This window comes from Duganella sp. Root336D2, assembly GCF_001425005.1.
GTDB lineage: Bacteria > Pseudomonadota > Gammaproteobacteria > Burkholderiales > Burkholderiaceae_D > Rugamonas.
Map to the genome: position 1 here is coordinate 294,200 of NZ_LMDB01000035.1, position 23,856 is coordinate 318,055.

Sequence of the window (23,856 nt, forward strand, 5' to 3'; positions counted from 1 at the left end):
ATGATGCAATTCCCAGCAATCTATAATTGCGCCTTTCTCAATAAACCAGGAAAGATGTCAAGAATGCGAATCCGCCACTTCTGGATCGTTTGTGTGGCAATGGTGCCAAGCCTTGTTATGGCCAACCCAGCCTGTCCGGACCAAAACTCCTGCATCGCAGCCGTGCTGGCAAGTGCCAGGTCGGGCGAGCACGCAAATGAGCTTGCGCAAATGGCCCGCCTGGCCGCCCTGGCCCCGAACTGGCAGGAGGATCAGAAAAAGAAGAAGGTCCGGCCGGGCATCGGCTCCGAAGCGGCAGGCATTGGCGCGCCCGCTGCCGCCATGACCTCGGTGCTGCAATTCGCAAAACAGGACTTCTTCCAGCTGCCGGCGCTCCGCCGCGCCCTTACCCTGCGCTACCTGGAGCAAAAGCAGTACCTGGCCGCCGAGGACGAGGCTAAGGACGCTATACGCCTGCAGCCCTCGTACGCACCGTTCTGGTCCGACCTGGCGGCCGTATTCATGGCCAAGGGGCAGAAGGATGATGCCATCGCAGCCCTGCTCGTCGCATATAACTGGGCGGGCAACCCTGCCGCCATGCGCGAGGCATACGTGCAGGCAGCACAGTCAAGTGATTCCGCAGCAGTATTCGGCGAAGCCGTTACGCTGGTCGACTTGAATGCTGCCAAACTGGCCCAGGCTGAAGCAGCGTTTCCTGCGCTGATCATCGGTGCCAAGGACCCGGCAACGGGTAAGAAGGTAGCGCGCCCGGGAGTCGCCAGCTTTAACAAGCCAAACTGGCCGCGCGCCTCACTGCGCTACGAAGAGACGGGCGCCGTCAGGCTTGCATTCCTGGTCGACGCAGATGGCATCGTAAAACGCGCAAGGAAGCTCAAATCGAGCGGATACAGCGAGCTTGATAATGCAGCGCTGCTCGCGGTGGCGTCTTGCGAATTCACACCAGCCGAGCAGGACGGCAAACCCGTCGCTTCATGGCTGGTGATGGAATACGTCTGGTCGCTTGAGTAAGTATGGTTAGGCGCGCTGGGCGGCGCCGGCTGGGGCGGAAGACGGTTGCAGCAGGCGTCCCAGCGGCATTTCGATCCAGCGATGGAATGCGGCACCGGCGGCCAGGCTGGCGCCCCAGGCGGTCAGCATGCCAACGCCTTGCAGCACCGGATCGGCAGGCACGAAGCGGGTGAAGGCGGCGTTCACCAGCAGGCAGACCGGGAAGTGGATCAGGAACACCGAGTACGAAGTGCGCGCCAGCGCATTGACGACTGCCTGCAGGCGGCCTTCGCCACTGAATTGGGTGCGGCCGAAGATCACCAGCGCGCAAGCCACCATTATGGCCAGCGCCAGGCGGCTGCGGAAGTTCACGGCCAGCGCCAGCAAGGCGGGCAGGAAAATTGCCGCCTGTACCAGCACGGCACCGCGCGTCTTGCGGCGCGGATCGCCGGCCCACCATGCGGCCAGGCCCAGGCTGTAGCTGCCGAAGAAGTATGGCCCCCAGTTATCCCAATCCGAGTCCAGGTTGAAGTGCAACAGCGACAGCACGCTGCCGATGGCGACCAGGCTTGGCACCAGCCATGTGCGGCGCGCCGGGCCGGTGATGCGGGCGGCCAGCCAAAGGATGGCGACAACCATGGCATATAGCTGGAAATCGATGGCAACGTACCAGGCCCCCGCCGACAGCGAAGGGAAACCGAGCACGCCATGTGCCAGCACCGCGTGCGCCGCGAGCTGGCCGGCGGTCGCCGGTGCGGAAATCGAGTGATGGTCCATCCACTGGCTGGCCAGCATGGATGCCGCCGCAGCGATCAGGGTCGCTGCGATGAAAGGCGGCGCCAGTTTGGCGTAGCGGCGCCAGACAGCGCCCAGCGGGTCGACCATGACCGGCTGCGCGCTCGGCGCCAGCGATTTGGCGGCAAGGAAGCCTCCCACCACCAGGAATACCTGCACGGCAATGCGTGCGCTACCCGCCAGCCAGTCGATCAGGTCTGGCAGGATAAGGCGCACGTGGTCCGCCATGGGGCCATAAAATGCCAAGTGGTGCAACACAATTAGCTGCGCTGCAACAGCCTTTAATAAATTGATCACGCCATACTTCATTACATCTGCTGCCGACTATGCGAAAGGTCAACATGATAACCGAGCTCAGCAGATTAGAGGCGCGCGCCTAGCGCCTCGTAAGTAACCAGATGTTACGCAGCCTTACCCTCAGCCTTTTTGAACGGGCTGCGGTCAGGAGCTTCGTCGTGGTCAATATTCAGCAACAGGTGCTTGATCACCTTGTTCATGAATGGCTGACGGTGACGGATCAAGACGCCGTATGTTTCCGGCCTCGCCCCCAGAGCGGCCTTCGGCTCCAGCGCGGTACGGCCGAAGGAGACGCGCTTGCAGCCCAGTCCAATGGCGTCGGCGATACCGGCATGCAGCAGGCGCAGGTAAATCGGCAGGTCGGCTGCGGCGGCGCGATCAAAGCCGATGTGGAAAGCAATGGCAGTCTCGCCGTCGGCGATGGTGACCAGGAAGCCCAGCATCTTGCCTTCCCGTTTCAGGACGCTGCAGCGGAAGCGCTCTCCTGCCGCTTCCTGCAGCGCCGGGAAGTACTCCGGCAGCAGCTCGAACGGACGGAAGCCGGCATTGACCTGCACGGCTTTATACAGGGCGTGGATTTCGTCCTGCATGGCGGCCATGTCGCTGAAATGCTCCACCGTGCATTGCGCCGCTTCGATCGGCTTCAAAATGCCGTTGCGGACGTTGGCGCGGTACTTTGAAGCCAGGCTGGCCAGGTAGTCGTCGTAGCTTTTCCAGTCTTCGCCGAGGGCCAGCACCATGTTCGGCTCCGTTTCGACGAACCGGTAGCTGAGGTTCTTGAGGAAGGCTGCATCCTCCACCTGGGGACCGTGCAAGTCCTTGATCATGACGAAGTTGGCGGAACCGGCCAGCTTTTCCGCCTGGCGCACGCGGTACAGCACTTCCGCTACGCCGTGCCAGGCGAGTTCCGGATCGACGCCGGGCGCGATGGCGATGCCGTGCTGGCCGAAGGTCAGCAGGTTGCCGCAAGTGAGCACGCGCTGGCCCAGGCTCTCGCCCAGCGAACCGAACGAGGTTTTGCTGGCCTGGGCCAGCCTGATATCGGCCAGCTGCATATACAGCGCGGCAACCGGCTGCTCATCTTCGTACACCAGCGCGTAGCGCGGGTCGAGATTGGCCGGCAGCACGCTCTCCAGCGAGCGCAGGTAATCGTAGGACAGGAAAAAGCCTGCCTGGGCCGTAAGCCCTTTCCATGCCTGCGCATCGAGCATGCCGATGGAGTCGGCAATGGCGTAGCGCAGTTGGGCGGGGCCGCGCAGGCGCTTGCGCACTTCGCGGCGTTCGGACAGGGCGGTTTTGACTGAGCGCAGTTTTTGCTGGATCTTCATCATTACAAAATTGGCAATTGGATGGCGCAGTCTAACACGAGCGGCATTGTGCTGAATAAGTTAAGGGAAGCCTCGATATACAACCAATCACCAAATAGGCAACACCGATACCATTTTGAACATGTTAAAAATGCCAATCGACCCGAAAGGCAATGCAATGACTGCTCCAAATCCGAACTGGTACCTGCGCGCGCGGCTCAAGACCCGCCAGCTCCTGCTGTTGATCGCCATCGACGACGCCGGCAATATCCTGCGCGCAGCCGAGGCGCTGTGCATGACGCAGCCGGCGGCTTCCAAGCAGCTCAAGGAACTGGAGGACATGCTCGGCATCGCCCTGTTCGAGCGCCATCCACGCGGCATGGCGCCGACGATCTATGGCGAGAGCATGATCCGCCATGCGCGCATGGCCCTGAGCAGCCTGGCGCGCGCGCATGAAGATATCGTTGCGCTCAAGGCCGGCCTGGCGGGCCAGGTCGACGTCGGCAGCATCATGACGCCGGCATTGAGCCTGCTGCCGCGCGCCATCACGCGCGTCAAACAGCAGGTGCCGCAGCTGCGTATCGGCGTGCAGATCGAGGCCAGCAACGAATTGCTGGAGCGGCTGCAGCGCGGCACGCTCGACTTCCTGCTGGCGCGCCTTACCGGCTTCCACGATTGCACGGAACTTGTGTACGAGGAGCTGGCGCCGGAGCCGGTAGTGGTGGTGGCGCGGACCGGCCATCCGCTGGCCGGTCGCAGCGGGCTTGCTTTGCATGACCTGGTGCAGGCGCCCTGGATCACCCCGCCGCCCGGCAGCGTCCTGCGCCAGCGCTTCGACCAGTTGTTCCATAACGCCGGCCTGGAGCCGCCGGGCGATATCGTCGACACCAGCGAGATTGTGCTGATCACCAGCATGCTGCAAATGAGCGATGCGCTGAATGTCATGTCGCAAGACGTGGCGCGGCGCTACCAGGAACTGAGGCTGCTGGACATCCTGCCGCTGGAGCTGGACTGCCGCATGGACCCTTTCGGCATCATCCGCAGGCGCGACAGTGTGATGTCGCCTGGCGCCGAGCTGCTGTTGCAGGCGATTCGGCGCGAAGCCTCGGCGCCCGCCTTGCAGCAGGAGACAGAAGCGGAACAGATGCCCGCGACATATAACCTCTACGACATAGCTCTCGCGTAAAAACTCATTGGATCGGTCTTCGAGCGTGCGCATAGCATGGAGCGGCACACCTAAATCCGGAGACCTGCCTTGAACCAAATATCCCTTGCGCGCCGCCTGGCCGGCGCGCTGCTGCTGATCGCGCCGCTGGCTGGCCATGCCGCGCGCCAGATCGAACTCGACTCCCCCGACCGCCAGTTGCGCGTAACGATCGGCACCGGCGACCACCTGTCCTTTGCCGTCAGCCACCGCGGCACCGACCTGGTGCTGCCCACCCCAATCGGCATCACCCTGGCCGGCATCGGCTCCCTGGGCGACAAGCCGCGCCTGGCCGGCCAGCAGCGCCGCAGCGTCGACACCGTTTTGCGGCCGGTGGTGGCGCAGAAGTCGCGCGAAGTGCGCGACCATTACAACGCCCTGCAGCTCGATTTCGCGGGCGGCTACGCCTTGGAAGTACGCGCCTACGACGAGGGTATCGCCTACCGCTTCCGCACTTCCCTCCCCGGCCAGGTCACGGTGGAGGACGAGCTCGCCGGCGTCAACTTGCGGCCGCAGGACACCCTGTACTGGCCGCAGGAAAAATCCATGCAATCGCATAACGAGCATTATTACCAGGCGCTGACGGTGGGCGACGCGGCCGGCAAACTGGTTGGCGTACCGGCCCTGGTGCAGAACGGCGGCGTGCACCTGGTGTTCACCGAATCGGGCCTGCGCGACTATCCGGGACTGTACCTGCACGGCGAGCCGGCCGGCCTGCGCGCCATCTTCCCCAAAGTGGCATTGGCAGAAACCGCGCGCGACGACCGCAATGTACCGGTCACGCAGGAGGCGGCCTATATCGCCCGCACCGATGGCAACCGCACCTTCCCCTGGCGCATCCTGGGCATTGCCGCCGATGCCGGCGGCCTGCTGCTGAACCAGATGCCCTACCTGCTTGCCGAGCCGCAGGAACTGAAGGAAACCGGCTGGATCAAACCCGGCAAGGTGGCCTGGGACTGGTACAACGGCAACAAGCTGTATGGCGTGCCGTTCAAGTCGGGCCTCGACACCCGCACCTACCGCCACTACATCGACTTCGCCGCCGACAACGGCCTCGAATACATCATCATGGATGAAGGCTGGTACAAGCTGGGCGACCTGCTGGCCGTCAAGCCGGAGATCGACATGCCCGGGCTGATGGCGTACGCCAGGCAGCGTGGCGTCGGCATCATCCTGTGGGTGTCGTGGAAGACGCTGGACACCCAGATGACCGCCGCGCTCGACCAGTTCGCACGCTGGGGCGCGGCCGGCATCAAGGTCGACTTCATGCAGCGCTCCGACCAGTGGATGGTGAACTATTACGAACGCGTTGCGCGCGAAGCGGCCCAACGCCGCCTGCTGGTGGACTTCCACGGCAGCTTCAAGCCCAGCGGGCTGCAGCGCACCTGGCCCAACGTCCTGACCTTCGAAGGCGTGAAAGGCCTGGAAAACAACAAGTGGAGCGACAAGCAGACCCCGGAGCACGACGTCACCCTGCCCTTCATCCGCATGTTCGCCGGCCCGCTCGATTACACGCCGGGCGCCATGAGCAATGCACACCGCAAGGACTTCGCCGCCAGTTTCGACCGGCCCATGAGCCAGGGCACGCGCGCGCACCAGCTGGCGATGTACATGATCTATGAAAGCCCGCTGCAGATGCTGGCCGACAGCCCTTCGCAATACCGCGCCAATCCATCCTCGCTGGAGTTCATCCGCCAGGTACCGGTGGAGTGGGACGAAAGCCGCGTACTGCACGCCCAGCTTGGCCGCTACGTGGCCATGGCGCGGCGCCGCGGCGATACCTGGTATGTCGGCGCCATGACCGGCGCCGATGGCCGCGACCTGGAACTGGACCTGTCTTTCCTGGGCGATGGCAACTACCAGGTGGACAGCATGGAAGACGGCCCGAATGCCGGGGTCTTCGCTACCGACGTACAGAAAGGCAGCGCCAGCGTCACCCGCAGCAGCCGCCTGGCGATGCAGCTGGCGCCCGGCGGCGGCTGGGCGGCGATCATCCGCAAGACGAAATAAGGAGATACAGATGCAACGCTTGTTCCGTCCCCGTGCCGTCATCCCCGCTGCGGCACTGCTGGCCGCCAGCCTGGCGCAGGCTGCGCCGCCAGCCTTCACCCCGCGCTGGCAGCTCGACGGCGATGCCATTCGCTGGCAGGTGAAAGACGTCCACCGCGACCAGCTTGAAATGAGCGGCCGCCAGGTCTCCGCCGTGATCGACTACGGCAGCCAGGACGACGGCTCGCTGCTGCTGGCGCGCACCGTGGTGTGGCCGATGCTGCGCACCATTCCCGACGATACGCACGCCAGCCTGATTCGCAAATTCGGCGCGGAAGCCTCGCCCGCCGTCACAGTCGACGGCCAGCCCGCCGCCGAACGGCTGCAGCAAGTACGCTTCGACGGCCGCCTCGCGCTGCGTTCGCAACTGGCCCCTGGCCTGGCGCTGACGCGCACCCTGACGCCGTCTCCCGGCGAACCGGCCCTGGTGGAGCGGCTGGAGCTGGCCAACACCGGCGCGGCCACGCGGCGCTACAGCTTCAGTGCGCTGGAGCGCAGCGAAACCACGCCGGCCGAGCGCGGCACCCACGGCGCCTACGTGATCGAGGTACGCTCGCCTGCCCGCGAAGGCGAGCTGGCGCCCGGTGCGCGCGTGCATGTCGACGTGATCATCAGCGGCCGCCTACAGAACGAGATGGTGTATGTGGACGGTAGCGAAGCCTTGCAGGAACGCGCGCGCAAGGTGGCGCAATGGCGTTCCAACCTGGTACTGGAAACGCCGGAACCTGTACTCGACGCGATGTTCGCCTTCGCCAAAGTGCGCGCCGCCGAAAGCATCTTCGCCACGCGCGGCGGCCTGCTGCACGGGCCAGGCGGCACGCGCTATTATGCCGCCGTCTGGGCCAACGACCAGGCGGAGTACATCAATCCCTTCTTCCCCTACCTGGGCGACAGCGCCGGCGTGCAAAGCGCGCTCACCAGTTTCGGCATGTTCGCGCGCTACATGAACGCGGACTACAAACCAATCCCCTCCTCCATCATCGCCGAAGGACGCGGCTACTGGAACGGCGCCGGCGACCGCGGCGACTGCGCCATGATCTCCTACGGCGCCAGCCAGTTCGCGCTGGCGCAGGGCGACAGCGGCACCGCCCGCCAGTTGCTGCCCCTGATCGACTGGTGCCTGGAGTTCACGCGCCGCAAGCGCGACGCGCAAGGCATCGTGCAGTCGGACAGCGACGAACTGGAAGGCCGCTTCCCGGCCGGCAAAGCCAACCTGTCGACCAATGTGCTGGCCTATGGCGGCCTGCAAGGAGCAGCACGGCTGGCGGCTTCGCTGGGCGACGCGCAGCGCGCCACGGCGCTGCGGCAGGAAGCGGAGTCGCAGCGCGGCGCCATCGAACGCTACTTCGGCGCGCGCATGGATGGTTTCGAAACCTACCGCTACTACGACGGCAACGAAAAACTGCGCGCCTGGATCGCGCTGCCGCTCGCGCTGGGCATCAATGAACGCCAGCGCGGCACGGTCGATGCACTGCTGTCGCCGCAGCTCTGGAGCGAAAACGGCGTGCTGACCGAAGCCGGCGACAAGACCTTCTGGGACCGGGCCACGCTGTATGCGCTGCGCGGCCTGTTGAAAGCGGGCGAACTGGAACGCACCATGCCTTACCTGCGCTACTACTCGAGCCGCCGCCTGCTGGGAGAGCACGTGCCGTATGCCGTGGAAGCGTGGCCTGAAGGGCAGCAGCGCCACCTGTCCGCCGAAAGCGGGCTGTATGCGCGCGTGGTAACGGAAGGCCTGTTCGGCATTGAAGCAACCAGCCTGCGCAGCTTCACCGTGGCACCGCGCCTGCCGCAGGGCTGGCCGCGCATGGCATTGCGGCATATGCGCGCCTTCGGTGCAGGCGAAGACGGCGACGGCATCGACATCGTCGCCACACGCACGCCACGCGGCCAGCGCGTGCTGGTGCGCCTGGATGGCCAGCCCTTGCTCGACCAGGCCTGGGACGGCAAGGCGCCGCTGCTCGTCACGCTTCCCGACCAGCTATAACCTTTTAGGCATAGATGGCGCGTAAACATTCAATTGTTCGCCATCGCCATCCTACCTAGCATGTCTCCATCGGCCGCCATAGTGCGGCCGAATCATAACCACAACAGGAGACGCAATGAAGAACCATTCCCAAGGTGTGCGGATGACGCTGCTCGCACACGCCCTTGCATTGGCTTTCGCTGGGCCAGTCCATGCACAATCGAATGCCACCGGCAGCATTTTCGGCCAGGTCGCCAACGCAGGCGGCAGCGTCGTGGTGCTGGAGAATATCGCCACCGGCGCGCGCCGCACCATCAGCGTGGATGCCAGCGGGCGCTATAACGCCAGCTCCATGCCGCCGGGCCTTTACAAAGTGATGCTGGTGCGTAATGGCGTCGTCGAACGCGTGCTGGAAGTGGAAGCGCTGATCGGCCAGGGGGTGGAAGCGTCCTTCGAAGTCATCCAGGCGGTGACGGTCAGCAGCCGCCGCCCGACGATCGACGTCAGCAACACCAACAACGGCGCGGTATTCACCGCGCGCCAGCTGGATGCGCTGCCGATCTCACAAAGCCTGTCGGGCATCATCCAGCTTGCCCCCGGCACGGCGCGCGGCAATACGCGCGTCGGCGGCGACAGCTTCGGCGGCGCCGGCGTGACCGAGAACGCCTACTTCATCAACGGCTTCCCGGTCACCAATGTCTACCGCCAGATCGGTTCGACCACCCTGCCCTTCTTCGCCATCGCACAGGCGCAGATCCTGCAAGGCGGCTATAGCGCGGAGTTCGGCCGCTCCACCGGCGGCGTGGTGAACATCACCACCAAGAGCGGCACCAACAACTGGGAAGCCGGCGCCGTGCTGCAATACACCCCGGACTGGCTGCGCGCCAAGCCGGACAACACCGACTACCCGGACACCGGCCATAACCCGAAGACCGACGGCAAGCTGCTCACCTACCGCCACGGCAATAATGCCACCGACGTCTTCGGCAGCGCCTACGTCGGCGGCCCGCTGATCAAGGACAAGCTGTTCATGTTCGCCAACATCGAACAGGACCGCTTCAGCACCGGCTACATCAGCAAAGACTCCGATTCGCTCAACAAGACCAACGGCTGGACCGAGCGCGAAGCCCGAACCCCGCGCTACCTGCTCAAACTCGACTACAACATCAGCGACAACCATCGCCTCGAGTTCACCCAGATCCACGACGAAAACAAGAAGACGCAGCAGAACTACGGCTTCGACTACGCCACGTTGCAGCGCAACGAGGTGCGCGCCGGCGGTACCACAGGCGATGGCGCGAAGACCAACGATTCGATCCTGAAGTACACCGGCTTCCTGACCGACAACCTGACTGTTACTGCGCTGGCGGGCCGCTTCAAGTCGACCTATCCGCAATCGCGTGAAGGCTATGTGCCTGGCGTATACCAGATCATCGCGCCGATGAATGCGCAGGTGCCGGGCCTGTCGTATACCAACCCGCAGACCATTGGCGGAACCATCCAGGTGCCAAATGCGGAAGACAAGCAATCCACGCTGCGACTGGATGTCGAGTACAAGCTGGGAGACCATGCGCTGCGCGCGGGCATCGACCGTAACAACGTTTCTTCGATCAATGGATCGGAGCTGGCCGGCGGCGGCAGCTGGACCTACTTCCACGGCGATCCGAGCAAGACGGTCCCTGGCGGCAACACGCCTGCTTCGGGCGGCGGCTACGGCCTGCAGGGCTACTACGTCAACGAGTACCACCAGAGCGATTCTGCGTCGCCAAAGACCGACCAGTCGGCGCAATACATCCAGGACCGCTGGCAGGTCACCGATACCGTATTGCTCGACCTGGGCCTGCGCAACGAACAGTTCACCAACAAGAACAGCTTCGGCCAGGCCTACGCGGCGCAGCGCCACATGCTGGCCCCGCGCATCGGCGCATCCTGGGACGTGCGCGGCGACAGCACGTTGAAGGCCTTCGCCAACCTGGGCCGCTACCACCTGCAGATCCCGACCAGCGTGGCGCTGCGCCTCGCCGGCAATCCGGTCCACATCGACCACTACTTCACCTACACCGGCGTCGATCCGAAAACCGGCGTACCGACCGGGCTGACCGAAATCTCCCCGCGGGTTTCCGGCGGCAACGAATGGGGCAATGCCAAGGACCCGCGCCAGGTCGCGTCGAGCAACCTGGGCGCCACCTACCAGGACGAAATCGCGCTGGGCTTCGAAGCGGCCTTGACGCCGGAGTACACGGTTGGCAGCAAGGTCACCTACCGTACGCTGCGCAATACCATCGAGGACTGGTGCGATTCGCGTCCATTGCGCGCCTGGGGCAAACGCAATAACGTCGATACCAGCAAATACGATATGCCATGCCTGCTGATCAACCCGGGCCGCGACAATACCTTGACGCTCGACCTGGCGGGCGACGGCAAGCTGGTCTCCATCCCGCTGACTGCTGAAGAAATCGGCCTGCCGAAAGTAAGCCGCGTGTACACCGCGCTGGACTTCTTCATCGAACATCCGATGCGCAACGGCTGGTACGGCAAGTTGTACTACACGCTGTCGCGCACCAGGGGCAACATGGAGGGCCAGGTGATGTCCGACATCGGCCAGGCCGACATTGCCGCCACCACCTCGTTCGACTTCCCGGAGTTGATGGATCACGCCAGCGGCCCCCTGCCAAACAACCATACCCACGTGCTGAAAGCCTTTGGCTACTACCAGCTCGGCCAGGAGTGGACCGTAGGCGGCAATATCAACATCGTCACCGGCGCGCCGAAGTCCTGCATCGGCAACCTGCCGACCGCGCTCAACCAGGACGGCAAGAACCCGGCCGCGAATTACGGCGCCGCAGTGTTCTACTGCGACGACAAGCCTGCGCCACGTGGCTCCGCCGGCCGCATGCCGACCGATTTCCGCATTGCTCTGAACGCGACTTATATGCCGCGCATGTTCAAAGGCCTGGCATTGAAAGCGGACGTGTTCAACCTGCTGAACCGCCAGACGACGCTGGCAACCCAGCCGGTCTACAACGCGGGCGCCAACACCGTCAGCCCTTACTACGGGCAGGTGCTGGGGCGCGCACCCGAACGCCAGGTGCGCTTCGCCGCGCAGTACAACCACAAGTTCTGAGTCAGCGCCTGGCTTCCTTCAGGTATTGCTCACGCGCCGCCAGCGCCGTGTCGGCGAAGTCGGTGAACAGGCCGTCGACGCCGAGGGCGAAGAACTGCTTGTACTCCAGCGCAGGATCGCCCTTGTAGTTGCTGGCCAGGCGGCGCTTCTCGTTGCGGAAGGTGTACGGGTGCACAAACAGGCCGGCCTTGTGTGCATCCGCCACCAGCAAGGTCGGCTCCATGGTAGTGGCGTCGGCATCGTTCACCTTGCCGTCGCCGTTGATGTCCACCGCGCCCTTGACGCTGACGATATAGCGCTTCCATGGGCCGATGCCGTCGGCATAGGTCTTGATCTCGGCCAGTCCGGCCGGGGTCACCATTTCGCCGAACAGGCGTTTATCGCCTGCCTGTGCCCAGTCGAACGGCTTGTCGTACGGCGCGGCGTAGGTCAGCGCTCCGGTTTTCAGGTCCACGTCATCGGCGTCGATCAATTGCACCATCTTCAGCCTGGAGCCCTTGCTGCGCATGTATTTCAGGCTGCCCGGCTCAAAAGACTGGATGAAAACCGGCGCCTCGCGTTCGGTCCAGCCGGCGGCGCTCAGCATGGCCAGCAGCTTGTCTTCCAGCGGCAGGCCTTGCTGGCGGTGGAACGTCGGGTTCTTGGTTTCCGGGTAGATGGCAATATTGCGGCCGCTATTCTTGATCATGTCGATCACTTCCTGGATGGTCGCGATCCTGTATCTGCCGTTAAATTGCTGCGGGCGTTCGGCATCGGTCGAAATGCCGCCCAGGGTCTTGATCTCGGCCAGCGTGAAGTCGCTGGCGAACCAGCCGTCCTGCACTTCGCCGTCGACGCTCAGTTTGCGCTTGCGGCCAGCAAACTCGGGGTGCTGCGCCACGTCGGTGCTGAAGGCCAGGTTCGGATCGTGGCGGGCAATCAGCACGCCGTCCTTGGTGGAGATCACGTCCGGCTCAATCGCGTCGGCGCCCATTTCGATCGCTTTGGCATAGGCTTCCACTGTTTCTTCCGGCAGGTAGCCGCTGGCGCCGCGATGCGCCGCCACCATGGTTGGGTTGCCGTCCAGGGTAGGCAGCGGATCCTGCAAATGTCCGCCGCATGCCGCCAAAATCGCCGCCGCTACCGCGCCCCCTACTGCTTTTTTCATCATTGCCCCGCTGTCTGAGTTGAAAACGTGGCGGATTGTAGGTAGCGAAAATGACAGGCTTGTGAATTGCGCAAGCGCGCGCATGGTGCTTGACAATCATTGCCTAGGCAACGTATAGTTCATTTATGAACGAAAACAAGGACCCGCGCCGCGTTGCCCGGCTTATCAGCCGCGCCCAAAAAACGCTGGAAGAAGAACTGGACACCAAGCTCGCGCCGTTCGATATCACGGCGGCGCAGTACGTGGTGCTGTCTACCCTGCACAGCGGGCGGGCCAATATCGCCGCCCAGATCTGCAAGGAACTCTCATACAGCGCCGGCGCGATGACCCGCATGCTGAACCGCCTGGAGCAGAAAGGCATGATCCAGAAGGCGCCGAGCGTGGCCAACCGCCGCACCGTGCAACTGGAACTGACCGAAGAAGGCCGGCGTCTTTTCCCGAGCCTGCTGGAAGCTTCGGGCACCGTGATCGGGCAGTACTTCGGCACCTTCAGTGCGCAGGAACTCCAGGCTTTCGAGTCGCTCCTGCTGAAAATGTTCGCTGGAAGGTAGGCGCTCTTTTTTTTGCCCAAACAGTTGCCTAGGCAATCATACATTCAGGAATGAATATGGAACCTTCAATCAATGTGCTGGGAGCCTATTTCCCCGACTGGCTTTTCTGCATTGCCGGCGCCACGGTGCTGTGCTTCCTGCTCCACGCATTACTGGCTGCGCGCGGCTGGCTGGCAGGCGCCCCTTCGCACCTGCTCGCGCTGGGCTACCCCGCCCTCGCCACCGTGCTGTCGCTGTCGGCCTGGCTCGTATTTTTCCAACATTAAGGTGACGCATGAAGAAGACCGTGAACTCCCGCCGCTGGACCGCGATCGTCCTGGCCCTGACCCTGGCCGCGATCGGGCTCGCCATTTACGTTGTGCGTTCGATCGACCAGGCGCCGCGCACCGATGACGCTTACGTCTATGCCGACACCATCAATGTCGCACCGGAAGTGAACGGCCGGATAGTGGAGTTGCCGGTGGCAGACAACCAGCGCGTCAGGAAAGGCGAGCTGTTGTTCCGCATTGATCCGAAGCCGTTCGAGGAAACCCTGGCCAAGGCCGAGGCCAGCCTGAAAGCGCTCGACAGCGAAATCAAACTGGCCCAGCGCACGGTCGATGCCCAGAAATTTGCCGCCGCTGCGGCGCAGGCGAACGTCGAACATGCCAAGGCCGCCTCGGAACAGGCGGCAGACTCGCTGGCGCGACTGGAGCCGCTGCTCACCAAAGGCTTTGTATCGGCCGAGCGGATCGACCAGGCGCGTACAGCCAAGCGCAGCGCGCAGTCCCAGCTCAGCGCAGCCTTGCTCGATGCGCGCCGCGCCGAAGCTTCCGTCAGCGGCGTCGATGCGCTGGTCGCCAGGCGCGAGGTGGCGAAGTCGGAGATCGCACTGGCGCGCCTGAACCTGTCCTATACCGAAGTGCGCGCGCCGGGCGATGGCATTGTGCTGAACCTGAAAACCTCGGCCGGCCAGTTTGCCGCCGCAGGCCACGCGGTCTTCACGCTGGCCAGTTCCAGCCGCTGGTACGTGGTGGCCAATTTCCGCGAGACCGACCTTGCCGGCATCAAGGCCGGCCGCCGCGCCCAGGTCTACCTGCTTGGCGACACCTCCAGGCGCTACAGCGGCACCGTCGAATCCATCGGCTACGGCGTGTTCCCCGATGACGGCGGCAGCGAAGTGGCGGGCCTGCCGCGCGTGCCGCGTTCCATCAACTGGGTGCGGGTGGCGCAGCGCTTCCCGGTGCGCATCCTGATCGAACAGCCTGACGCAGCCTTCCGCATCGGTGCTTCCGCCGTGGCCATGCTGAGCGCGAAGTGAACGTCATGCAAGCCCTGATAGCGCGCATCCGCAACGAGCTGGCGCCCTTTCCTGGCCGCATGGATGCGGTGTGGCGCCTGCTCGCGAGCTGCACGGTGGTCATCGTCTGCTCGATGGCCCTGCAGGTTCCTTCGCTCTCGCTGTCGCTGATCATGGTGTTCTTCACGGCGCAGGAGAATACGGTGCTGACCCGCATGAGCGGCATCGTGCTGATTATCGGCAGCATCCTGTCCGTGGCAGCCTCCATCCTGCTGCTCAAGTTCTTCATTGACGCGCCGATGCTGCGCATTCTCGGCGCGGCCCTGGTGGCGTTCTGCGGCATGTACTTCATGAGGAGCAACAAGCTTGGCGCCATCGGATTCCTGGTGGCGCTGATCGTGGTGTACGGGCAAAGCATGGCCGACATCTACGAAGACCCGGAGGTCATGACGCGCGCCCTGCTGTGGGTAGGCGTGGCTACGGTCTATCCAGTCGTGGTGACGATGATCATCCAGCGCCTGTTCCGGCCTGCGCTGCCGGTCAAGCTGCTGGTGGACGAGTACAGCCGCCAGCTGGACGAGGTTGAACACCAGCTCGATGCGCGCATTGCGGGGGTTGCTGCGCCTGCCTTTCACAGCGGCCGCGTTGGCCGCGGCGCATTGGCCTTGCAGCGGCAACTGGCCTTTGCGAGCTTGGGCAATAAGGAGCGCACCGCGGCGCGGACCGCTGCTGTGAGCCGCCTGCATGCGGCGGCCGCGCAACTGGCCAGGCTGGCGCCGTTTGAGCCTTCGCCGCAGGAGCGCGAGCAGATGGCTGCAATCCGCGAAGCCTGCGCTTCGCTGCGTACGTGCCTTGGACACGATGCGGAGTTCAGGCATGAGGAGGCTGCCGAAGCCGCGCCGCACGCCATGCTCGCCCACAGCGCGATCTTGCGGGAGATGGCGCGGGCATTGCGTGCAGCGGCCAGCGCGGGACAGGCAAGCGCCGCGCCGCCCATACAGCCGGCTGCGGCCGCTGCCGGCAATCCGATGCGCATCACCTGCCTGAAGTTCGCCTTCAAGGCAGTGCTGGCGGCGATGGCCACCTATGTCATTTACACCGGCCTGCAATGGCCAGGCATCCATACGGCAATGCAGACCTGCATCATCCTCGCCCTGCCCAGCCTCGGGGCAACCACGCACAAGGGCATTGCCCGCTTGCTGGGCTGCTGCCTGGGCAGCCTGGCGGCGCTGGCGGCAACCGTATTCGTGGTGCCGCACCTGGACAGCATTGTCGGCCTGCTGGCCATGACCCTGCCCATCATCGCCGTTGGCGCGTGGATTGCCGTTGGATCGCCGCGCACGAACTACATCGGGGTGCAGATGATGTTTGCATTCGCCCTGGCGCAGCTGGGCAGCTTCGGGCCGGTCACCGACGTCACGGAAATCCGCGACCGCCTGGTGGGCATCCTGCTTGGCCTGGCCGTCTCGATCACGGTGTACACACTGCTGTGGCCGGAACGCGAAGGCCAGGCGCTCAAGACGGCGCTGTCACGCCTGCGCAAAGCTGTCAGCGCCTGTGCGCAGGCAGATCACGCAAGCATTGCTGCGGCGCGCCTGCAGGCTTGGGCCTTGCTGAACCAGTGCCGGGAATTGCATGGCCGCGTATCGCAGGAACCGGGCTGGCGTGACCGCAACTCGCGCCGCATTGCGAATGCCCTGGCACAGGCGGAAGAAAGGCTCGCCATGCAGCAGGCCAGGCATTAAGGCGTTCAGGCGACGACAAGTCCCATTTCACCCAGGATTGCTGCAGCCTGGGTATGGGAGATCACAGCACCTTTGAAGGCGCGCACGTCGGTCAGTTTCAGGCCGCCAAGGTCTGCTCCGCGCAGGTCTGCGCCTTCAAAGCGGGCCAGCTTGAGTACCGCTTCGCGCAGGCTGCAGCCTTCCAGCACCGCCTCGCGGAAGTCGCAGCCGGACAGGTCGGCGTCCGAGAAATCAAGCTGGCTCACGGTCGCCTTGCGGAACGAGAAGCTGCGCATGTCAGCACCAACCAGCAGGCATTCTTCGAAACTGGCGCCCAGGTGCGATACCTCTTCGAACGCGGCGCCGGTCAGTTTGCAACTGCGGAAGCTGGCCGAAGCGAGCTTGGTGCGCCGCCATTTGCTGTTATTCAGGTCGCAGCCCTGGAACTGGGCGTCGACCAGGTCGGCCGATTCGAAATCCGCCGCCGTGCCGCGGCAACGCTGCCAGCTGCTGCGGGCCAGCTTGCCGGCATACAAAATCGTTCCGTTGAAGGTGCAGCGATCAAACACGCAGTCCTGCAGGTCGAGGCGGGACAAGTCGGCTTCGTCAAAGCTGCATTGTACGAACTGCCGAACCCCGGCCGCCAGCTGCTGCGCCAGCGAGGCGCGATCCATTTCCATCTTAACGGCGCTGGTTCTTGGCGGCGTAGGCTTCGAAGATCGTCTTGGCGTCCTTGTGGGCCTGGTCGACGTTGCGAAGCTTCTTGTCGTCGTCATGACGGACGAAGAACCCCGCGTCCTGCGCATCCATCACCAGCTTCACCGCGAGCGCGTCTTTCAGGTTGTATTTCTCGAAGATGAGCGTGGTCACTTCGTCAAGATATTCTTCGTAGGTCATGATTAATTCCGGGCGTAGCAGGTTGAATCCACTGATTATAATCGCCGATGATCTCCTGTTGCCACTTGCTGAATCGATTCGGGATCTATATAATTCGGGCCCTTCGGGTCGTTAGCTCAGTTGGTAGAGCAGCGGACTTTTAATCCGTTGGTCGCAGGTTCGAGCCCCGCACGGCCTACCAGAAAAAGATAGAATAGCCAGCCTTCGGGCTGGCTATTTTATTATCTGCACTATGAAGCACTCCCTCTTCCTGTTTGACCTCGACGACACCCTGCTGGATTTCCGCGCATCCGAGAAACTTTCCTTCGAGCGCGTGCTGCGTGAACTGGGTTTCAACGACAGCTTTGACGAACTGTTCCAGCAATATCAAGGCATTAACATCGAGTTGTGGCGTGCATTCGAGGCCGGCACGGTTTCGAAGGAATTCCTGAAGGTCGAACGATTCCGCAAGACCTTCGCCGCGAACGGGCTGGAAATCGATGCACGGCAAGCCAGCGACCGCTACCTGGAATCGCTGTCCGAAACCGTGGTGCTGGTCGATGGCGCCAGGCGCCTGTGCGAAACGCTGGCAGCGGCCGGCGAGGTAGGCATCATCACCAACGGCGTCGCACACATCCAGGACCGCCGCATCGCCAGCTCCGGCCTGGGCGACTTTATCTCGTTTACCGCCACCTCCGAAGCATGCGGCTTCGCCAAGCCGGACAGCCGCTTCTTCGAATACGCCACCAGGATGGCACGCACCTTCAGCAAGGATGAAACCATCATCGTGGGCGACCGGCTGGACGCCGACATCCTCGGCGCCAACCGCTTCGGCATCGAAAGCTGCTGGTACAACCCGGGCCGTTCTGCCAACGGCACGCAAGCACTGCCCACGTTCGAAGCCGCCCACCTTGACGATATCGCGCCTTTACTGGCTTAGAAGGCGAAGCGCAGGCCGGCGTTGACGCGGCGCCCCACATCTTCCAACGTCAGGAACTGGTTCTCATTGTTGGCATATTCGTGCATGCGCGAATTGTTCAAGTTGATGCCGTCCAGGTACAGCGCGATCTTCGGCGTGATGTTGTAGCGCAGGCTCAGGTCATACTGGCCGTAGGCCGCGCGGGTGCGGGGCTGGGTGCTGCCGCCGCCGCAATCGACGGCAAACTTGTTGCGCCAGTTGTAGCTCACGCGTGCCGAGAAGGTTTCGTTCTCGTAGAACAGCGAGGCGTTGTAAGACTGCTTGGACAAGCCAGGGTAACCGCAATCCAGCGCCGCTGCATCTTCCCTGCTGGCGGTAGCGTCGACGAAGGTGTAGTTGGCGGCGACGCCAAAGCCGCGCAGCCAGGCGATGCCGTTGTCGAAAGCGTACTGGCCGGCCAATTCGATGCCTTTGATCTTGCCCTTCTGCCCGTTGCGGATGCGGGTGTCATGCGCCACTTCCGAATACTGGGGAATGGTGATGTCTTCGAGGCGCTTTTCCAGGAAGTTCGACACGTTCTTCTGGAACATCGCCGCGCCCAGGAAGTTGGTCTTGGACAGGTACCATTCATACGACAGGTCCAGGTTCTTCGACTCCATCGGCTTCAGGTAAGGGTTGCCGCCGCCGGTCTGCACGTCGCCGAAGCGGCCGCCATACCAGTTGTCCACGCCCATCTGGTTCAGCGTCGGCCGCGTCTCGGTCTTGGAAGCCGCCAGGCGCAGCACCATATCGTCGGTCAGGTCGAACTTCAGGTTCCCCGAAGGCAGCACGCTGTTATAGCTGTTCGCGACCGCCGTCTCGACCGCCGGGCCGTAATTCAGGATGTAGGTGGTGTCGTTCGGGCTCTTGGTTGCCGACAGCAGCACGCGGCTGATGCCGGTGGACGTCGAATTGACATGCACCACGCGCACGCCGGCATTGGCCGACCAGCGCTCGCCTTCCCACTTGGAGTCGAGGAAGATGCTCGATACCTTTTCCTTGACGCTCCAGAAATTGGGCTTGGTGTAATCGATCGCCATCGGGCCATTCGGGAATTTGCTCTTATCCTGGTACAGCGCGGGATCGTTCGACAACGCCAGCGTGGCAGGCTGGTTCAGGTAGTTCATGTACGCGTAGGGATCGAAGCTCAGGTAGCTTGCCGGCGCACCTGGGAAGGCGTTATCCAGCGACTTTACCGTGAACAGCGACGATGGCAGCGCGACATGGTAGCCGCTGAACGCGTTCCACGAATCGCTCTCCCATTGGTTGCGCCCCACCTTGCGCTGGGAATACGAGATGCCGGTATCAAGGCCTTTGAAGGCGCCCATGTCGTGCGCCCACGATGCACTCATGCGGCCTTCGCTCAATTCGTCGGCAAAGCGCACGTCCTTATTCGATACGGCGTGCGCCCGCACCGCATTCGGGTCGGTAATGCCGTCGCCGAAGGCCAGGCTCGGTATGCTGCCGAAGGCCAGCGTGTCGCCATTATTGGGCACCATGCCGGCCACGATCCACTGGTCCGGGGTCTTGGTGGTCGTGCGTGAATTCGAGATATCGCCTTCCAGTTTCCATTCCGGCGATACGTTCCATTTCGAATTCAGGCCGAAAGCCTTGGTGATCGACAAGCGGTCGCCGCCCTTGACGATCATGTCATTCGAATTGGCATCGGTCAGGACGCCGGTACCGTCGCCTACCAGGGCCGGGTTATTGGCGAAGAAATTCGCCCCGGGGCGCATGAAGCTGGTGACCTGGTTGTTGGCGTCGTACTTCACGCCCAGTTGAACAGGGTTGTTCCAGTCGCTGATGGCGATCACGTCGTTGCGCTGGTTCAGGCGCGAATACAGCGCGTCGGCCGTCAGCTTCCAGTCCGGCGAAGGGTTGTACTGCACAGTGACGTTGCTGACCAGGCGCTTGCGGGTTTCATTTTCCTGCTGGTAGCCGAAGCTTTGCGGCATCAGCAGCTTCCTGCTGCTGACGTTGGCCATGGTCAGGCCCTTGGAATTGAGGTCGCCGTCGATCATGTAGACGTCGCGCAGGTTCCAGGCGTCGTTGATGGCCTTGTTCTGCTTCGACGCGCGGTCGGTGTAAGACAGCGAAGCGGTCACGCCAAAGGTCTTGTTCTCGTTGGCGAAGGAATACATGCCGCTGACGTTGGGGGTGTTCTTCTTCGAGTTCGAATCGTAGGAGTCGAACACATTGACCACCCCCGAGTGGCCCGCCTTGCCGGACAGCGGGCGGGCGGTCTGGATGTCGACCGTCGAACCGATGCCGCCTTCCGGCAGGAATGGCATGGAAGTCTTGTAGACAATGGCTTTCGAAATCAGGTCGGACGACAGCAGGTCGAACGAGAAATCGCGGCCGCCGGTGTCGCTGGTCATGGTGCGGCCGTTGACCAGCACATTATTGAACTCGGGACCCAGGCCGCGCACGGAGATGTAGCGCCCTTCCCCGTTGTTGCGCTGGATTTGCACGCCGGTGACGCGCTGCAGCGATTCCGCGATATTCGTATCCGGGAATTTGCCGGCATCTTCAGCCGATACCGCATCTACCACCCCCTCCTGCAAGCGCTTGGTCGCGAGCGAGGACGCAAGGGAAGCGCGCACGCCGCTCACCACCACCTTGGCCGAAGGATCGATTGCCTCATCGGCCGTTTGAGCATAGGCACCCAGCGGCAGCAGCATTTCTGCGATCAGCGCCGCCAATACAGTCTTACGCATGTTGTCTCCATTATTTTGATTTTGGTGAGCCAATGTTACGCAGGGCCTGCAATAGCAAAGTATTGCGTCTTTCAGTATTGATATTCCGAAAACGTATGAGTCATACTGGGCTCCCCTTTTCAACCGCGCGAGAACAGCATGCACTACGTCCTGACTTATGAGTACGCCCCCGACTACCTCGAACGCCGCGCCGAGTTCCGCGACGCGCACCTGAAGCTGGCCTGGGCCTCGCATGAGCGCGGGGAGTTCCAGCTGGGCGGCGTGCTGGGCGACCCGGTCGACAGCGCGCTACTGTGGTTCAAGGCGGATTCGCCGGCGCTGATCGAGGAGTTCGTCCATGCCGACCCCTATGTAAAAGGTGGCCTGGTACTCAAATGGCGCATCCGGCCATGGATGACGGTGGCGGGCAAGCTGGCCGACGCGCCGATTTACCCCGGCTGATGTCGGATTTATGCAACTCGTGACTTTTGATACTTTGTCTGCAGAAACGATAGTTGCAATTTGCCGTCCCAGGATTGCGAGATCAATCGGCCTTGTGCCCAGCCAGCGGAAGCTCCGGCAGGAACAGCAGCACGACCAGGCCTAGCAGAACCAGCGCGGCGCCCGCGCCGAAGATGCCGGCAATCGCGTGGCGGTACACCGCCACCGTCGAAGGCAGCGCACTGGCGCCGGGCCCCACTGCCGCCACGGCTTTCACACCGTGGATGTGCAGCGAACGCGCCAGCATGGCGCCCGAGCCGGTGACACCGAGCAAGCCGCCCAGCGAGCGGAAGAAAGTCAGCATCGCAGTGCCAACGCCGCGCCGCGGCAGCGGTAAGGCGTTCTGCACCGCGATCGTCATGTTCGGCATCACCAGCCCAAGGCCGGCGCCAAGCAGGAAGATCGCCGGTTCGATGACCCAATAGCCCCACCCGGCTTCCATCCCCAGCGCCAGCGTGGTGAATGCCACGAATGCCGCGGCCAGCCCGCCCAGCTGCACGCCCTTGTACCTGCCGGTGCGCGCCAGCCTGCGGCCGCTCAGCATCGACGAACCGACCAGGCCCAGCATCATGGCCACGGTCAGCAGGCCGGAACTGGCGGGGCTGCTGCCCATCACCACCTGGAAGAACAGCGGGAAGAAGACGGTGGCGCCCATCAGGCCAATGAAGGTCAGCGCCATCACCACGCTGGCGATATTGAAAACCCGGTTGCCGAACAAATCCGGCGGCAGCACCGGCTCCGGCACCTTGCGCACATGTACGGCCAGCCAGGCGCCCAGCACCACGGCCAGCACGCTGCACACCTGCACCTGCGGCGCATCCCAGGCCCACTCGGTGCCGCCCAGCGCCAGCACCAGCAGCGCCGACGTGATCGCGCCGGTCATCAGCACGGAGCCCAGGTAATCGACGCGGTGGGCATGGTGCACTTGTTCCTTGTGCAGCGCCTTTGCAATGGCGTAGAAGGCCACTGCCCCGACCGGCAGGTTGACGTAGAAAGTCCAGTGCCAGGACAGCGCATCGGTAATCAGGCCGCCCAGCACCGGGCCAAGCAGGCTGGTGGCGGCATACACCACCGGCACCATGCCCATGCGCTTGCCGCGCTCCGCGGGCGGAATGATGTCGGCAATGATGATCTGCGCCAGCGGCAGGAAGCCGCCCGCGCCTACGCCCTGCAGCGCGCGGAAAACGATCAGCTGCGTCATGTTCTGCGCCAGGCCGCACAGCGCGGAGCCAAGCAGGAAGGCGGCCATGGCGGCAAAGATCATCGGCCTGCGGCCGTACTGGTCGGCCAGCTTGCCATACAGCGGCATGGTGGCAGTGGAGGCCAGCACATAAGCCGTGACCACCCACGACAGGTGCGCCATGCCGCCCAGGTCGGCCACGATGCGCGGCAAGGCGGTGGCGACGATGCTCTGGTCCAGCGCGCTCAGGCCCAGCACGGCCATCATCGCAAGATAGACGGCGCGGATCTCGCGCTCGGTGACGGGAGTGTCCCTCATGGCGTTCCGATGATGTTCAGGGGTTCAATCGCTGCTTCCAGCGCAGCCAGCTGGTCGGGCGTCAGGCGGGCGATGCGCTGCGCCATCCAGTCGCGGCGCTTGTCGCGCAAAGCTTCGATGCGCTCGGTGCCGAGCGCCGTGGCCTGCAGCCCGGAACGCCGCCGGTCTTGCGGGTCGGGCGCGCTGCGTTCAACCAGCCCCGCCTCTTCCATCGACTTGATGTGGCCACTCATGGTGGCGGCGCGTACGTTTTCCATGCGCGCCAGTTCGGCCACGCCGATGCCCGGCTGATCCTGGATGATGGACAGCAGCATGTACTGCACCAGCGGGACATCGCCGCCGTTTTCGCTGGCGTCGCGGCGCATCTCGCGCACCAGGCGTTTCAGCGTCAGGCGCAACGCCTCGCCGGCAGCGAGCACGCGCGGTGCCAGGCTTGCTTCATGTTTTTTCGGCATTGCTCAGATAATTAGGTAGGCTACCTACCTATACTACCGGATTTCTCCTGGCCGCGCAAAAGCGCCAGCAGGTGCTCGCGCGCCGCAGCCATCGTCATGCCCTTCTCCTGCAGGTGCGGCAACAGCTTCTCAAAGAGCTCGCGGCGCCTTGCCCCGGCATCCGTAACGTCGCGCCGATCGGTGAAGAAATCCATCAGCGTGGAGCCGCACAGGCAATTGCGGTAAGCCTCGACAATCGCAACGCTGTCGTCGTCGAAGCTTTGTTTGAGGCCGGTGATGTCCTGGCGAACGGACTGGGTTTGCCGCATGAAGTCCTGGGACGTGGCGAACACCCGTCCGCAATAACTGCAATGTTTGGGGAAGGCCGACGCGGCCAGGGCTTGCAAGCCCTCAAAGAAAAGACGTTCCTCCATTTTTGCAACCTCTTTCTTCCAGTACGCTG

The 23,856-nt window shown here is 63.3% G+C and carries 20 protein-coding genes and 1 tRNA gene; 12 read left to right on the forward strand and 9 right to left on the reverse strand.

Going from position 1 to position 23,856, the window contains the following annotated elements; translation table 11 throughout:
- Nucleotides 1–210 precede the first annotated feature (210 nt).
- The gene (locus ASD07_RS31865) at nt 211–1,008 is read left to right on the forward strand and encodes an energy transducer TonB (RefSeq protein ID WP_229207247.1); all 798 of its coding nucleotides are present in this window, start codon (nt 211–213) and stop codon (nt 1,006–1,008) included.
- 6 nt (nt 1,009–1,014) lie between these two features.
- Here the strand turns inward: ASD07_RS31865 and ASD07_RS21935 are convergent, their stop codons facing one another.
- Together ASD07_RS21935 and ASD07_RS21940 are read right to left on the reverse strand one after the other, a co-directional pair.
- Nucleotides 1,015–2,091 (reverse strand): acyltransferase, encoded by a 1,077-nt coding sequence (locus ASD07_RS21935; protein ID WP_055935173.1) that lies wholly within the window; start codon nt 2,089–2,091, stop codon nt 1,015–1,017.
- 92 nt (nt 2,092–2,183) lie between these two features.
- Entirely contained in the window at nt 2,184–3,410 is a 1,227-nt protein-coding gene (locus ASD07_RS21940) for a GNAT family N-acetyltransferase (protein ID WP_055935177.1), read from the reverse strand.
- A gap of 154 nt (nt 3,411–3,564) precedes the next feature.
- Here ASD07_RS21940 and ASD07_RS21945 point away from each other — a divergent pair, with 154 nt between their 5' ends.
- The 4 genes from ASD07_RS21945 (at nt 3,565) to ASD07_RS21960 (ending at nt 11,729) form a co-directional block, all read left to right on the forward strand.
- Nucleotides 3,565–4,572 carry a LysR family transcriptional regulator gene (locus ASD07_RS21945; protein WP_082507513.1) on the forward strand — a complete coding sequence of 336 codons (1,008 nt, stop codon included), beginning with the start codon at nt 3,565–3,567 and terminating at the stop codon, nt 4,570–4,572.
- A 69-nt stretch (nt 4,573–4,641) separates the two neighbouring features.
- Nucleotides 4,642–6,600 (forward strand): glycoside hydrolase family 97 protein, encoded by a 1,959-nt coding sequence (locus ASD07_RS21950; protein ID WP_055935180.1) that lies wholly within the window; start codon nt 4,642–4,644, stop codon nt 6,598–6,600.
- Nucleotides 6,601–6,610: 10 nt separating this feature from the next.
- On the forward strand, nt 6,611–8,626 hold the full coding sequence (locus tag ASD07_RS21955; RefSeq protein ID WP_055935183.1) for a hypothetical protein: 2,016 nt from the start codon (nt 6,611–6,613) through the stop codon (nt 8,624–8,626).
- Nucleotides 8,627–8,741: 115 nt separating this feature from the next.
- Nucleotides 8,742–11,729 carry a TonB-dependent receptor gene (locus ASD07_RS21960; RefSeq protein ID WP_055935187.1) on the forward strand — a complete coding sequence of 996 codons (2,988 nt, stop codon included), beginning with the start codon at nt 8,742–8,744 and terminating at the stop codon, nt 11,727–11,729.
- A gap of 1 nt (nt 11,730) precedes the next feature.
- On the opposite strand, the gene ASD07_RS21965 is transcribed toward ASD07_RS21960, so the two are convergent.
- Nucleotides 11,731–12,879: a glycerophosphodiester phosphodiesterase gene (locus ASD07_RS21965; protein WP_055935190.1), complete on the reverse strand. Its 1,149-nt coding sequence runs from the start codon at nt 12,877–12,879 to the stop codon at nt 11,731–11,733.
- Nucleotides 12,880–13,001: 122 nt separating this feature from the next.
- On the opposite strand from ASD07_RS21965, the gene ASD07_RS21970 reads away from it, so the two are divergent.
- The 4 genes from ASD07_RS21970 to ASD07_RS21985 are packed head-to-tail and all read left to right on the forward strand — an operon-like array spanning nt 13,002 to nt 16,451.
- Entirely contained in the window at nt 13,002–13,427 is a 426-nt protein-coding gene (locus ASD07_RS21970) for a MarR family winged helix-turn-helix transcriptional regulator (RefSeq protein ID WP_055935193.1), read from the forward strand.
- Between the two features lie 56 nt (nt 13,428–13,483).
- A complete protein-coding gene (locus tag ASD07_RS21975) occupies nt 13,484–13,693 on the forward strand; it encodes a YtcA family lipoprotein (RefSeq protein WP_229207249.1) in 210 nt (69 codons plus the stop codon).
- Nucleotides 13,694–13,701: 8 nt separating this feature from the next.
- The gene (gene mdtN, locus ASD07_RS21980; RefSeq protein ID WP_055935200.1) at nt 13,702–14,727 is read left to right on the forward strand and encodes a multidrug transporter subunit MdtN; all 1,026 of its coding nucleotides are present in this window, start codon (nt 13,702–13,704) and stop codon (nt 14,725–14,727) included.
- A gap of 5 nt (nt 14,728–14,732) precedes the next feature.
- A complete protein-coding gene (locus ASD07_RS21985) occupies nt 14,733–16,451 on the forward strand; it encodes an FUSC family protein (protein ID WP_156398133.1) in 1,719 nt (572 codons plus the stop codon).
- Nucleotides 16,452–16,456: 5 nt separating this feature from the next.
- On the opposite strand, the gene ASD07_RS21990 is transcribed toward ASD07_RS21985, so the two are convergent.
- Together ASD07_RS21990 and ASD07_RS21995 are read right to left on the reverse strand one after the other, a co-directional pair.
- Complete coding sequence (locus tag ASD07_RS21990) at nt 16,457–17,104, reverse strand: pentapeptide repeat-containing protein (RefSeq protein ID WP_229207250.1); 648 nt, start codon at nt 17,102–17,104, stop codon at nt 16,457–16,459.
- Between the two features lie 7 nt (nt 17,105–17,111).
- Complete coding sequence (locus ASD07_RS21995) at nt 17,112–17,327, reverse strand: hypothetical protein (protein WP_055935207.1); 216 nt, start codon at nt 17,325–17,327, stop codon at nt 17,112–17,114.
- 105 nt (nt 17,328–17,432) lie between these two features.
- Between ASD07_RS21995 and ASD07_RS22000 the strand changes: the two genes are divergently transcribed.
- Both ASD07_RS22000 and ASD07_RS22005 read left to right on the forward strand, forming a co-directional pair.
- Nucleotides 17,433–17,508, forward strand: a tRNA-Lys gene (locus ASD07_RS22000).
- A gap of 51 nt (nt 17,509–17,559) precedes the next feature.
- Nucleotides 17,560–18,246 (forward strand): YjjG family noncanonical pyrimidine nucleotidase, encoded by a 687-nt coding sequence (locus ASD07_RS22005; RefSeq protein ID WP_055935209.1) that lies wholly within the window; start codon nt 17,560–17,562, stop codon nt 18,244–18,246.
- Here the strand turns inward: ASD07_RS22005 and ASD07_RS22010 are convergent.
- The gene (locus ASD07_RS22010; protein WP_055935211.1) at nt 18,243–20,981 is read right to left on the reverse strand and encodes a TonB-dependent receptor; all 2,739 of its coding nucleotides are present in this window, start codon (nt 20,979–20,981) and stop codon (nt 18,243–18,245) included. The genes ASD07_RS22005 and ASD07_RS22010 overlap by 4 nt on opposite strands.
- 138 nt (nt 20,982–21,119) lie before the next feature.
- On the opposite strand from ASD07_RS22010, the gene ASD07_RS22015 reads away from it, so the two are divergent.
- On the forward strand, nt 21,120–21,422 hold the full coding sequence (locus tag ASD07_RS22015) for a YciI-like protein (RefSeq protein ID WP_055935213.1): 303 nt from the start codon (nt 21,120–21,122) through the stop codon (nt 21,420–21,422).
- A gap of 82 nt (nt 21,423–21,504) precedes the next feature.
- Here the strand turns inward: ASD07_RS22015 and ASD07_RS22020 are convergent, their stop codons facing one another.
- From ASD07_RS22020 to ASD07_RS22030, 3 genes are read right to left on the reverse strand one after another with little or no spacing between them, the layout of a single operon-like run.
- On the reverse strand, nt 21,505–22,959 hold the full coding sequence (locus ASD07_RS22020) for an MDR family MFS transporter (protein WP_229207252.1): 1,455 nt from the start codon (nt 22,957–22,959) through the stop codon (nt 21,505–21,507).
- Complete coding sequence (locus ASD07_RS22025; protein WP_055935215.1) at nt 22,956–23,414, reverse strand: MarR family winged helix-turn-helix transcriptional regulator; 459 nt, start codon at nt 23,412–23,414, stop codon at nt 22,956–22,958. The genes ASD07_RS22020 and ASD07_RS22025 overlap by 4 nt, the downstream gene beginning before the upstream one ends.
- 20 nt (nt 23,415–23,434) lie before the next feature.
- Entirely contained in the window at nt 23,435–23,827 is a 393-nt protein-coding gene (locus tag ASD07_RS22030) for a hypothetical protein (protein ID WP_055935217.1), read from the reverse strand.
- Nucleotides 23,828–23,856 lie beyond the last annotated feature (29 nt).